The organism is Micromonospora sp. CNZ296 (assembly GCF_007827635.1).
Map to the genome: position 1 here is coordinate 212,080 of NZ_VISW01000008.1, position 11,435 is coordinate 223,514.

Genomic DNA, 11,435 nt, shown 5'->3' on the forward strand with positions numbered 1-11,435 from the left:
GTTTCCTTCAGCTCGTGGGGATGGCGCTGACCCGCCCACCGAGGCGGCGGGCGCGGAGCAGCTCGTGGACGACGAAGCCGACGGCCGGCAGGTGGGCCACGGCCAGCGCGAGGTAGACGTGGGACACCGGATGCCCGGCGCGGGCCAGCCCGGCGGCCAGGGCGAGCTGGACGACTGTGAGCGTGGCGTTCACGACCAGCGCCCGGACCCCGTTCCCGGTCTCCTCCAGGAAGATCGACAGGGTGAGCAGCGGACCGGCGACCAGATAGGCCGGCGCCAGGTGGCCGAGGTAGTCGGCGGCGGCCCGGGCCACCGCCGGATCGCCGGTGAGCAGCCCGGTCCCGGGCCCGCGGAGCAGCCAGACCAGGGCGGCCACGACCGCGAACACCGCCGCCGACAGCCCGACCGCGGCGACGACCGACGGTCCGACCCGCCCGCCGCGGCGCTGCGCGGCGAGCCGGTTGACGGTGATGCCGGCGCCCACACCGAGTGCGATGGCCGGCAGCAGCACGAGGTTCTGCACCCGGTACGCCACGCCGTACCCGGCCACTGTCAGCGGGGAGTAGCCGGCGAGGATCCGGGTCAGCACCAGCCCGCTGCCGAACAGCAGCAGGTAGCCCAGGCTCACCGGCACGCTGATCCGGCAGACCTCCCGCCAGGACCGGCGGACCGGTGCGCGCCGCCCGATCCGGGCCCAGGGCCGCACCCCGCAGCGGGCCAGGCGGCGGGACGCCCAGACCGCTGTGGCGGTCGCGGTGGTGGCGGTGGCCGCCGGCAGGGCGAACACGCCGAGCCAGCCGACGAGCGCGGCGGTGAGCACCACCCCGGAGCCGAGGCTCACCAGCGTGCCGACGGTCACCGCGCGTACCTGCCGCAGCCCGTAGAGGCTCGACATCAGCGCCACGCTCACCGCCAGCACCGCGCCGGTGAGCGTGTTGAGCTGGACGAACGCGTACACCAGGGTGCGCGAACCGGCGGGCACCGCGTACAGGTCGAGGAAGAGCGGGTGCGCCACCAGGAACAGCAGCGCCACGCCGAGGTTGACCGCCACGCCGAGCACGAGCACGGTCCGCTGCCGCCGCGCGTACGTGTCGAGGTCGCCGCTGCCCGACGCCTGGGCGGCGAACGCCACCGACGCGACACGCAGGCTCTCGTTCACCGAGTTCTGCAACAGGATCATCGGCAGCACCAGCGCCAGCGGGTACAGGTAGGCCGGGTCGTGCCGGCCGATCACGGCGGTGTTCAGCAGCGGCGCCACCAGGCTCGCCAGCGACGCGAGCAGCACCGGCAGCGCGATCGCCAGCACCGGCCCGAGCACCGGCGGCGCGGCGCTGTCCCCGGCCGGGCGCGACTGGTCGACGGCTGTCATACCGGCACCTCCCGGCGCAGATAGCCGGCGTGCACGTTGGCGAGCTGGATGGGCGTGGTGCCCTCCATGAACTCGTACGCGACCACGTCGGTCAGGGACCGGGCGAGCCACGGGTGGTCGACGAGCGCCGCCACCGGCAGCTCCCGGGCGAGGACCGCGGCCACCTCCTCGGCCGCCGCTGTGGCCCGCTGCTTCGCCAGCGACACCAGCGCGCCGCGCAGCGGCTCCTCGTCGACCTCGCGGGCGGCGGCGGCGTTCAGCTCGCGCGACCGCTCCAGCATCTGGTCGAACCGGTCCAGCTCCGGGCGGGCGGCGCCGACGTGGTCCCGGACGTAGTCGACGAGGGCCTGGGCGTGGCCGAGAGCCATCGCCGCCACCCCGGGCCGGAAGCGGTGGAACGTCTTGAGCATGCCCATCATGCCGCGCTCGGTGGCCTTCAGGTGGCTGCCGAGCACCGCCTCCGGCGGCACCCGCAGTCCGTCGACGCGCAGCTCGGACAGTTGCGCGCCGGGCAGGGCGAACATCGGGAGCACGCGTCGTCGTACCGCGCCGGACTCGATCAGCTCTGGCGTCATCAGCACCGCCACCAGGTCCAGCGGACCGTCGCCGGTGCGCGCGAGGACGGTGCCGACGGGCGCCACCGCCCCGTTGCCGAACAGCAGCTTCTCGCCGGTCAGCCGGCCGTCGCGCAGCGTGGTGTCCAGGTGGGCGGCGTCGGAGCCGCGTCCGGGCTCGGTGACCGCGAAGAACGTGCGGCACCGGGTGGTGGACACCAGCTCCCGGAACCAGGCCCGCTGCCGCGGTGTGCCCAGCGCGTCCAGCAGCACACCGGACAGCGACGGGCCCGGAGTGGTGAGCAGGAAACTCGCGCTGCCGTAGCTGAGCGCCTCGAACATCGCGGCCCGCCGGCGGGTGTCCGCCGCGAACTCGGCCTCGATCTTCTGCGCGACCGCCGGGTGGTCGAGGTGCCGCAGCACCAGGTCGGGATCGTCCGGCACGGCCGGCGAGTTCTCGCGGTACCAGGTGGCCGCGGCCAGCCACTCCAGCCCGTAACGGGCGGCGAAGCGGTCGGGATTCAGTCGGAACACGGGGCACCGTCCAGGTAGATCCGGTTGGCGTAGAGCAGGGCGGTGCGCATCTGCGCCATCTGCCCGGCGAGGACGGACCGGCCGCCGGCCATCCGGATCAGGTCGCGGGCCAGCCCGTCGACCTCCCGGACCCACCAGGCCCGGCCCGCCGGTTCGGCGAGCGCGGCGGCCGCGTCGGTCTGGCGCAGGGCGGCGGCCCGGGCCACCAGCCCGGCCATCTGGTGGGCCACCACCGGGTGGGCACTGAGCCGCTGACCGGCCGAACGCCGGCCGGCGAGGAACCGCCGGCACCAGCGGACCGCCTCGCCGAGCGCGTCCCGCTCGGCGTCGGCGAGGGCCTGCCGGAACAGCCGCAGGGCCGGTGCGTCGGCCGGTCCGCCGGCCGCCCGGTACCGCAGCACCACCAGGCCCGCGCGGGTCAGCAGCTCATGGGGTACGACGGTGAGCCGTTCCGCCCCGAGGACGGCGCCCGTGGTGAGGTCGAACGCCTCCACCGGCGCCGCGTCGCGGTCGGCGAGCACCAGCCCGGCGTACCCGGCGGCCCGGCCGGATCCGGCCGGCAACGCGCCGGTCTCGCGGGCCCGGGCAGCGGCGGCGCCGACTGTGAACCGGACGGCGACCGGGTCGGCGGCCGGCCCGGCGGGCCGGGTGGGCAGTCGCAGCACGTTCGTCACGGCGTCACCGCCCGGGTCAGCACCACGGCGGCGGACAGGCTCTCCACGTCCTCCTCGACGTAGGCGACGTAACCGCCGGCCGGGGTGGTGGACTCGGCGCCGAGCCAGCGGAACAGCCCGGTGCAGGTGCGCTCCGGCGGCAGGAACTCGACCCGGCACGGCCAGGAGTCCGGCCCGTACGCGTAGGCCCACCGCCGGTAGAGGAACGTGGCCCGGTTGACCCGCACGGTCAGCTCCGCCGGGTCCACGTCGTACTCCGCGCACCAGCGCGCGACCAGGCGGGACAGGTCCCCGTCGTCGCCCAGCACCGCCGGCTCGCCGAGCGCCGTGACGGTCAGGATCTCCGTTCCGGCCGGCCGGCGGCCGATCCGCACCGCCCCGGCGGTGGACCGGCTCGGGCCGGGGAAGTGGGCGCCGACCGGGGCCGGGACTGTGGTCTGCTCGACGCTGAGCAGCAGGCCGTCGCGGTCCGCCGGACCGGCCCGCAGGAAGTCGCAGAGCACCAGCAACGCGAGCGCCGGGGAGATGCTGCCCTGGTCGACCAGGTCGAACGAGGTGCAGTCGAGGCGGTGCCGGTGGTGCAGGTACGGGCCGAACGCGGACACGTCCGGGTCGAACTCCGGCGTCCAGTAGCTGGTGACGAGCACACCGAGGTCGCGGAAGAGACCGGGTCCGGTGCGGTCGGCCAGCGCGTCGGCCAGGTCGACGAAGGTGTACTGGTCGCCCCGGGTGAGTGTGGCCTCGTCGAGGACCACGCCGGCCATCCGGTGCAGGTCCGCCTGGTACTCGACGAAGCGCGGCCGGGGTGGGTGCCGGTCGTCGCGGGTGGGCAGCACCGCGTGGTGCGCCGCCTGTACGTAGAGGCCGGTCATCGGTCAGGCGATCTTCGCGGTGCTCAGCTGCGTCCGGACGTACTCGTAGATGCTGCCGATGGTCTGGAAGTGCTCGGCCTCCAGCGTCGTCGCGTCCACGAAGAACCCGTCGACCGCGTCCTCCAGCGCCATGAGGAACGTCAACGACGTCATCGAGTCGATCCCGAGGTCCTCGCGGAGCTGGGTGTCGAGATCCATGTCGAGGACGGCGTCGTCGTGCGTCACGTCGGCGAGCACGCGCTTGACGGTGTCGATGAGCTCGGATTCCTGGATGGGCACGGAAATGCTCCTTCGTTCGGGTCGGAGGCGGCCGGAACCGGCCCGCGAGCGGGCTGGGAATCGCCCGGGTGGGCGCACGGTTGTCCGCCGGCGATGGTGATCGGTGCGGAAAGGATTTCGGGGATCGCGATAAGCCGCCGGAAAGTGTCCTCCGGTTGCGGTCGGCGGAAGGAACTTTGCCGAACCGCGATCGGGGGTGTCAATGCTTTTCCGACTCGGCGGGTGACGGCAGTACGACTGAGCGTGTCAGTCGGAAATGCGGCACCGTGGCGATTCGTGCGGACGCGGCCGGCTCGCCTTTCCGGTGTTCCCGGCCGACCCGGTCCGGATCGGCGATGTCGGACCTGGCCGTCCGTACCCGGATCCGCGCTATCTGTCCACCTTGCCGGGTCGGACCGGGCCGGAGGCGCCGCTCACCCGGGCCGGACGGGTGGTCGCGGGATGTCTCCGACCGGCCGGCGCGTGCTCGTGGCGATTACTCCATGAGGGCGTGTGGCGCTACCCGGTAGCCGACAGTCGTTTCCCGCAGTGATGCCGTGTGACGCAACTCGCCAACCGTCCTTCCCGGCGGCTGTCCGGCGGCTGTCACTCCGCTTGCGGATGAGTTCTCGGCGAATCGCCGGCATCGAAAGGATGATTCGGAGTGGTCTCTTCGGTCCGGCTGTCGGAAACCGAATTGACCGCCTTCCGATCACGCGTCATCACGCGTTTACGAGAATGTGTCGCGGTGGGAATTCCACAACGGCGCGGCACCCGAGGCGGCCGCCTCTCGCCTGCGTCCGCCGAAGCGGGTCGCGGTGATGCCGCGCCCGGACCCTCCGGCGGCCCTTCGTGCATCGGAGATCCGCGATGCTAGCCTGCCCGTCTGGTAAGGACAGTCTTCTCGACCGGGTTCAAGAGTGGATCGATGACGGATGGTTCGGACGCCCGGCGTTCGCGGCACCACGCAACGTCCGGGACCACACCCGTGACCGGCGCCGGCAGCCGAGGTGGTCGCGGATGACCCGGACCGCACCGGCGGCCGCCCGGGCCGCGCTCGCCGCCGTCGTCGCGTCGGCGGTGCTCGCGCTGACGCCGCTCGCGCCGGCCGCCCGCGCCGAGGGCGACCACGTCAAGTACTACACGGTCGAGGCGGCCCACCAGGGCGAGCCGGAGAACCTCACCGAGATCGCGGAGCGGTTCCTGGGCGACGGCGCGCGGGCGGCCGAGCTGTTCGCGCTCAACGCCGGGCGGATCCAGCCGGACGGCACCACCCTCACCGACGGTTCCCGGCTCCGGGCCGGCTGGGTGCTGGTGCTGCCGTGGGACGCGTACGGCAGCGAGGTCCGCCAGGGCGTCCCGCCGGCCGCGAAGCCGGCGCCCGGCGCGTCCACGCCGGCCGGACGGCAGCCCGCCGCCGACGGCGACGCGGCCGTCCGCCCGCCGAAGGGGTGCCGCACCGCCGCGACGTCGCGCGCCCGGTCACAGTGGGCGGGTCCGCGCGTCGCCGCCGACCAGGCGTGGCCGCACAGCCGGGGCCGGGACCAGCTCGTGGCCGTCGTCGACTCCGGCGTCGCCGGCGGCCTGCCCCCGCTCGCCGGCCGGGTGACGACGGGTGTCGACCGGGCGACCGGCGGCGCTCGCGGTGACACCGACTGTCTCGGCACCGGTACGGCGATGGCCGCGCTGATCGTGGCGCAGCCGGTGAAGGGGTCGGCGGTGGCCGGCATCGCGCCGGACGCGGCGGTCATGCCGGTCCGGGTAGCCAGCCGGACACCCGGCGCCTCGACCGCGGCGAGCGTGGCGGGCATCCGGGCGGCGGTCGGCTCCGGCGCCTCCGTCGTCGCGCTCGGGCCGCAGGTGGACCTCGGCCAGGCCGAGGTGGTGTCCGCCGTCAACGAGGCGGTCGACGACGGCGTGGTGGTCGTGGTGGGCGCCGCCGCTGAGTCGGCGCCACCGGACCCGGACGTGCCACTGAACGACGCGGTGCTGCGCGTCGGCGGGATCGGGCCGGACGGGGGTACGGCCGACAGCTACCGGTCCGGCGGCGTGGACGTGGTCGCACCCGGCGTCGACGTGACCAGCCTCGGCATCACCGGCGCGCGACCGGTGAACGGCGCCGGCACCCACCTCGCCGTCGCGTACGTGGCGGGGCAGGCGGCGCTGATCCGGTCGGCGTACCCGGATCTCGACCCGGCGCAGGTCCGCAACCGGGTGCTGAAGACCGCGAAGACCACCGGCGGCGTCGCGCCGGAGATCGACCTGACCGCCTCCGTCACCGCCGTGCTGCCCGAGGAGGCGCCCCGGGCACAGGCGGCCGCGCAGGCGTCCGGCTCCGCCGGGATCGGCCGCCGGGCGGCGTTGCTGGCGCTCGCCGGGCCGGCGGCGCTCGCCGCCCTCCTGCTGGGCCTGCGCGCCCGCAGGTCGGCGCGGACGGGCGCCGGGCGGCCGGAGGCGGCACCCGCCGGGACCGGGACGGCAGCCCCGTCCGTCCCCACCGTCACGGCGGACGCCGCCGCGACGCGGACCGATCCGGCCGTCGCCGCCCCGCCCCCGACCGATCCGGCCGTCGCCGCCCCGGACGTGACGGCGGCGGTCGCGGAGCTGAGCCGCGACCCCGCGCTGCGGCACCTGGCCGCCGACGAGGCGGGCATGGCGTATCTGGCGGAGACCCGGCCGGAGGCGCGCGAGAAGGCGCTCATCGGCCTGGTGCCGGGCATGGACGACGAGACGGTGGCAGCGCTGCCGGCGATGGTGACGGCGCTGCCCGGCACCGACGAGCAGGAGCAGTCGCTCACCGGCGTCCTGGTCGACGTCCGGCGTCACCTGCGCGGCGACCCGCTCGCGCTGGACCGGGCGCTGGTGCGCGCCGGGAAGGTCCGGTGGCAGTCCCAGCACGAGCTGGCCGAACACGTCACGTCGTATGCGCAGCAGCATCCGGAACTGGACCGGCTCGCCACCGCCATCGCCGAGGCCCGCTGGTCGAGCGGCGCCGGGGAGCCGGCGCGGGGCAGCTGATCAGAGCAGCACGAGTTCCTGGGCCAGCATGTCGGTCCAGGTGCGCCGGGTGAAGTTGCAGCCGGTGTGCGCCACGAACTGCTCCAGGGTGCGTACCGGCCCGATGCCGAGCCGGTCGACCGGCGGGGTGTGCAGCATGTAGAGCACCCGGCGACGGCTCAGCTCCTCGTAGCGGGACCAGTCCTGCTCGACGTGGTCGCTCCAGTGCCGCGGCCGGTCCTGCCGGATGTAGTAGTGCCAGGTCAGCACCTCGGTGGGGTGGAACAGGTCGTAGCCCCACGTGTAGGCGCGCAGGGCCAGGGTGATCTCCTCGCCGTGGAAGTAGATGCCCGGGTCGTAGGGCACCTCGGCGACGAACGAGCCGCGCGCGAAGAGGAACCCGGCGGCCAGGAACAGCGCCGGCTTGGGCGGTACGCCGGGCGCGGCCCCCTCGATCAGGCGCTGACCGAAGACCGGTACGCCGAACGTCGTCCAGTCACTGACGACGATCTCGGCGGGCGCGCCCGCGCCGGTGAACTCCTGATCGGGCTCGTAGCTCGCCGGGTACGCGGTCAGGACCGGCTTCGCCGCACCCGTCTCCCGCGCCATCCGGATCATCCGCACGTCCCAGCCCGGCGCGAACCGGGTGTGGCTGTCCACCTGCAACAGCCAGTCCTCGCCGCGGTACCGCTGGAACGTCTTGTCCCGGGCCCAGCAGGCGCCGCGGCTGTCCCGGGCGTCGTACTCCTGCACGTCCACCTGCGGCAGGTCCCGGATGGCGGAGATGTCCTCGTCGCCGAGGTGCTGCCAGCACACCGCGATGCGGACGTCCTCCGGGTGCGCCGCCTTGGCCAGGCAGTCCAGCACCGTCGGCACCAGTTCCCGGTCCCGGTACGACGCGACCGCCACGAAGATCGTCACGCGTCCGCGTCCGCGTCCGCGTCCGCGTCCGCCTCCGCCGGGACGAGGGCGTACGACTGGAACAGCAGCGCCAGCGCGCGGTGCTCGTCGGCGGGGTCGGTGACCGGGAGCCGGTCACCACGTGACCGGATGTGGGCCAGGAGGTCCGGCTCCGGTGCCAGCCCGTACGCCTGGAGGTAGTAGGCGACGGACTCGGGCCAGAGCCAGCGTCCGTCGGTGCGGTAGGTCATCGGCACGACCCGGCCGCGTCCGGGCTCCACCACGTCGGGCCCGCGCGCGGTGGTGGCGAGCACCGGCGTGCCCGCGTCGAGGTACGCCGCCGCCCGTTCGAGGTCGGTGCCGGACAGCCGCTCCCGGTCCGGCGCGAAGCGAGCACCGTCGTCGTCCACCTCGTCGAAGACGCGGGCGATCCGCAGCGGCTCGGTGTCCCGGCCGGCCCAGAGCAGCGCGCCGGACCGGCGGGCCGCGGCCGCGTACGGCGGCAGCTTGTCGCCGGGGCGGTACACCTCGACCAGCGGGGCCGAGATCCCGGCCCCGGCGAGTGCCCGCATCACTGTCGCCGCCGTCACCGCCTGCGGCCCGTTCGTCTCCAGCACGTAGACCGGCGCGGGCGGGATCACCGAGGCCGCCCACTCCGGGGCGATCCGCCATCCGCGCCACAGCGCCACCGCGCCGGGCTGCTGCCGGGCCGCGGCGACCGCGACCCGGTCGGTGTCGTCCATCAGGCCGTCGCGGCCGGTGAGGTCGGCCAGTGGCGGCACCCGGCCACCGAAGACACGCGGATTCGGTACGGCCGACGCGAACGTGAACGGCAGGTCGACCGGTCCGGGCGGCTCCGGGAGAGACACCGTGCCGGTGTCGGCGAGCCGCAGCCGCGCCTCGGCGAGCATCGCGTCCGGCACCCGGCCACCGAGGTGCAGCAGCGCGGTGTGCAGCTCGTCCTGGTCCGTCATTCCCGGCCTCCTCGCGTCCTCGTCGGCGGGCGTCGGCGCATTCGACCACGGCGGCCGACGGGAGCGCCGCGCAGCGCCGGGGCTCGTGCCCGAAGGACACCGCGACCCGAGGCGTTCGTGCACCCGGTCAGAGCGCCCTCGCGCGTACCAGGGCGGCGAACGCCCGGTGGACGGCGACCGCGTCGGCGGGCGCGGGCGGGTCGGCCCGGCACCGCCGCAGGTGCCGCAGCAGACCCTCGTCGGCCAGCGCGCCCTCGTCGAGCAGCCGGTCGGCCACGTCGGCCGGCCAGACCCAGGTGCCGTCGGTGCGCAGGTGCGCGGTCAGGGCGGGCGCCGACCGCAGGTGGGTGACGAACGCCGCGATCTCGTCGTCGTCGACCGGGAGCCGGGCGTCCCCGTCGGCGGCCAGGTGCACCTCGCCGGGCGGCTGAGGAGCCCAGATCAGCGCGGACCGGGACCGGGCCGCCCACTGGTACGCGGGCAGCGGCAGGTCGGGCCGGTACACCTCGACCGGCGCGGCGTGCCCGGCGTCGGCGAGGGCCTGCTGTCCCCGGTCGGCGATCGCGGGCAGTTCGTCGTCGGGCGCCGTCGCCTCGACCAGGTAGACCCGCACGGCGTCGACGGTGCCGTCCGGCCCTCGGGTGATCCGCCAGCAGCGCCACACCCCGGCGGTGCGCGCCGGGTCCAGCACGTCGAGCAGGGCCCGGTCGAGGTCGTCCACGGTGCCACCGGCGGTCTCGTCCACCACCGGCGGCGCGGCCGTCGCGTACAGCGGCAGGTCGGCCGGCGGGAACGGGATGAACAGGGCCGTCGGTTCGGCGTCCACGTTCTCGTCCGCAGCCGGTTCGGGCAGCAGCGGCGTCTCCGGGGGCAGCAGCGCGGTGAGCACCGCGATCTCCGCCGCTGACTGCGGGAACGCGCCGAGCAGCCGTGCGGCGCAGGCGCCGTGGTCGCCGTGGTCGCCGTGGACGAGCAGGCCACGCAGGCCGGCGAGGTCGCCGTCCGGGATCCGGCCCGCGGCACGCAGGCAGAGCAGGTGCAGCAGACCGGTGCTCATCGCGTCGCCGCCGTCTCGTGCAGGAAGGCGGCGGCCAGCCGGGCGGGCGCCGGGCCGCCCGGGTTGACGAGCACGTCACCGTCACCGGCCGCCCCGGCCAGTTCCGCCAGGTCCAGCAGCCGCCACCCGGGCGCCGGCACCGGCTCGCGGTGGGGTTCGCCGGTGGCGACCACCACGCACCGCTCGTCGCCGGGGGCGCTGACGACGAGCGGCCGCCCGTCGCCGTTCACGGCCAGGTGCAGGGGGGACGCGCGCAGCACCGACCGCAGGTGAGCCGGCTGCGCCGCACCGGCCGCGACCAGGCGCAGCAGCGCGTCGACCGGGTCGGTGGGGGAGTCCGGGAAGTGCGGGCGGTAGTCCGGGTTGCGCCGGAACTCGCCCACCTCGCCGTCCGCGCCGACCTGCCACACCCCGACGACCGCCTCGAACGGCGGTTCGTCGTCCTCGCCTGCCGGCCACTGCGGGTCGAGCAGGAACAGGAACTCGTCGTCGCTCATCCGTCCGTGTCCTCGTCGGCGAACCGGAGGGCGTGCCAGACGATCGCGGCGGCCAGCTGTACCGGCTCGGGGCCGTTCGGGTCGACCAGGACGTCGATGCCGTCCGGAAGCAGCTCGGCCAGCTCGGCCGCCTCGACCCGGCGCCACCCGGGCGCGAAGGTGCGGGCGCGCTCGTCGGCCGAGGTGGCCACGACCACGCACGGCAGGTCGTCGAAGGAGCGGACGACGAGGGGACGGCCGTCGCCGTTCGTCGCGAGGTCGAGCGGGGAGGCGCGCAGCGCGGACTGGACCTGCTCGATCGCGGCGTCGCCGCGCATCATCCGGTGCAGCAGCACGTCGAGCGGCTCGGCGCCGTGGGTCATGGTTCCTCCAGGTGGCGGCGGCCCGCCGCGACGGTACGGTCACGGCGGGCCGTCCGTCCGGCTCAGGCGAACGGGTCCGGTGCGGCCGGGACCGGCACCGGAGGCAGTCCCTCCCGCGCGGCGTACTCGTTGAGCCAGCGCTCCAGCGGCGGGCCGGACGGCGCCACCCACGGCTCGGCGCCGTTCTTCGGCACGACCAGCGGGCCCACCGCGAGCGTGTCCATGATGTCGCCGGTCTCGGTGGCCCGGACCGTGTTGAACGGGTACACCCAGCACCACTCGTACTCGGCCGGTGCGTCCGGGGCGAGCAGCGTCAGCGGCTGCTCCGGGTTCTCCAGCCGGCGCAGCGCGGTCTGCGCCCGGGTGCGGGCGTCGTCGGCGTTCATC

12 protein-coding genes are annotated in these 11,435 nt (G+C 75.1%); 1 reads left to right on the forward strand and 11 read right to left on the reverse strand.

Going from position 1 to position 11,435, the window contains the following annotated elements; translation table 11 throughout:
• Window positions 1-7: 7 nt before the first annotated feature.
• Genes FB455_RS15725 through FB455_RS15745 form a run of 5 tightly spaced genes read right to left on the reverse strand, consistent with a single transcriptional unit; the run spans window position 8 to window position 4,282 of the window.
• Window positions 8-1,369 carry an MATE family efflux transporter gene (locus FB455_RS15725; protein ID WP_145753826.1) on the reverse strand — a complete coding sequence of 454 codons (1,362 nt, stop codon included), beginning with the start codon at window positions 1,367-1,369 and terminating at the stop codon, window positions 8-10.
• Window positions 1,366-2,457, reverse strand: coding sequence for an acyl-CoA dehydrogenase family protein (locus tag FB455_RS15730; protein ID WP_145753828.1), 1,092 nt, complete (start codon window positions 2,455-2,457; stop codon window positions 1,366-1,368). The genes FB455_RS15725 and FB455_RS15730 overlap by 4 nt, the downstream gene beginning before the upstream one ends.
• A complete protein-coding gene (locus FB455_RS15735) occupies window positions 2,445-3,131 on the reverse strand; it encodes a hypothetical protein (RefSeq protein ID WP_145753830.1) in 687 nt (228 codons plus the stop codon). The genes FB455_RS15730 and FB455_RS15735 overlap by 13 nt, the downstream gene beginning before the upstream one ends.
• On the reverse strand, window positions 3,128-4,003 hold the full coding sequence (locus FB455_RS15740; protein ID WP_013287001.1) for a hypothetical protein: 876 nt from the start codon (window positions 4,001-4,003) through the stop codon (window positions 3,128-3,130). Before FB455_RS15740 ends, FB455_RS15735 begins: the two co-directional genes overlap by 4 nt.
• 3 nt (window positions 4,004-4,006) lie before the next feature.
• Window positions 4,007-4,282 carry an acyl carrier protein gene (locus FB455_RS15745; RefSeq protein WP_013476329.1) on the reverse strand — a complete coding sequence of 92 codons (276 nt, stop codon included), beginning with the start codon at window positions 4,280-4,282 and terminating at the stop codon, window positions 4,007-4,009.
• Between the two features lie 999 nt (window positions 4,283-5,281).
• Between FB455_RS15745 and FB455_RS15750 the strand changes: the two genes are divergently transcribed.
• Complete coding sequence (locus tag FB455_RS15750; protein ID WP_145753832.1) at window positions 5,282-7,279, forward strand: S8 family serine peptidase; 1,998 nt, start codon at window positions 5,282-5,284, stop codon at window positions 7,277-7,279.
• Here the strand turns inward: FB455_RS15750 and FB455_RS15755 are convergent, their stop codons facing one another.
• The 6 genes from FB455_RS15755 to FB455_RS15780 form a co-directional block, all read right to left on the reverse strand.
• The gene (locus FB455_RS15755) at window positions 7,280-8,179 is read right to left on the reverse strand and encodes a GlcNAc-transferase family protein (RefSeq protein ID WP_145753834.1); all 900 of its coding nucleotides are present in this window, start codon (window positions 8,177-8,179) and stop codon (window positions 7,280-7,282) included.
• Window positions 8,176-9,132 carry a hypothetical protein gene (locus tag FB455_RS15760; RefSeq protein ID WP_145753836.1) on the reverse strand — a complete coding sequence of 319 codons (957 nt, stop codon included), beginning with the start codon at window positions 9,130-9,132 and terminating at the stop codon, window positions 8,176-8,178. The genes FB455_RS15755 and FB455_RS15760 overlap by 4 nt, the downstream gene beginning before the upstream one ends.
• A 127-nt stretch (window positions 9,133-9,259) precedes the next feature.
• A complete protein-coding gene (locus FB455_RS15765) occupies window positions 9,260-10,189 on the reverse strand; it encodes a hypothetical protein (protein ID WP_145753838.1) in 930 nt (309 codons plus the stop codon).
• Window positions 10,186-10,686, reverse strand: a complete 501-nt coding sequence (locus tag FB455_RS15770) for a type VII secretion system-associated protein (protein WP_013476333.1) — start codon at window positions 10,684-10,686, stop codon at window positions 10,186-10,188. The genes FB455_RS15765 and FB455_RS15770 overlap by 4 nt, the downstream gene beginning before the upstream one ends.
• Window positions 10,683-11,048: a hypothetical protein gene (locus FB455_RS15775; RefSeq protein ID WP_145753840.1), complete on the reverse strand. Its 366-nt coding sequence runs from the start codon at window positions 11,046-11,048 to the stop codon at window positions 10,683-10,685. The genes FB455_RS15770 and FB455_RS15775 overlap by 4 nt, the downstream gene beginning before the upstream one ends.
• A gap of 62 nt (window positions 11,049-11,110) precedes the next feature.
• Window positions 11,111-11,434, reverse strand: a complete 324-nt coding sequence (locus tag FB455_RS15780; RefSeq protein ID WP_013286993.1) for a YrhB family protein — start codon at window positions 11,432-11,434, stop codon at window positions 11,111-11,113.
• Window position 11,435 lies beyond the last annotated feature (1 nt).

Bases quoted from the DNA above. Each gene is read 5' to 3' on its own strand.
- FB455_RS15765 (WP_145753838.1), bottom strand. From the start codon at position 10,189: ATGAGCACCGGTCTGCTGCACCTGCTCTGCCTGCGTGCCGCGGGCCGG.
- FB455_RS15740 (WP_013287001.1), bottom strand. From the start codon at position 4,003: ATGACCGGCCTCTACGTACAGGCGGCGCACCACGCGGTGCTGCCCACC.
- FB455_RS15780 (WP_013286993.1), bottom strand. From the start codon at position 11,434: ATGAACGCCGACGACGCCCGCACCCGGGCGCAGACCGCGCTGCGCCGG.
- FB455_RS15775 (WP_145753840.1), bottom strand. From the start codon at position 11,048: ATGACCCACGGCGCCGAGCCGCTCGACGTGCTGCTGCACCGGATGATG.
- FB455_RS15750 (WP_145753832.1), top strand. From the start codon at position 5,282: ATGACCCGGACCGCACCGGCGGCCGCCCGGGCCGCGCTCGCCGCCGTC.
- FB455_RS15760 (WP_145753836.1), bottom strand. From the start codon at position 9,132: ATGACGGACCAGGACGAGCTGCACACCGCGCTGCTGCACCTCGGTGGC.
- FB455_RS15770 (WP_013476333.1), bottom strand. From the start codon at position 10,686: ATGAGCGACGACGAGTTCCTGTTCCTGCTCGACCCGCAGTGGCCGGCA.
- FB455_RS15725 (WP_145753826.1), bottom strand. From the start codon at position 1,369: ATGACAGCCGTCGACCAGTCGCGCCCGGCCGGGGACAGCGCCGCGCCG.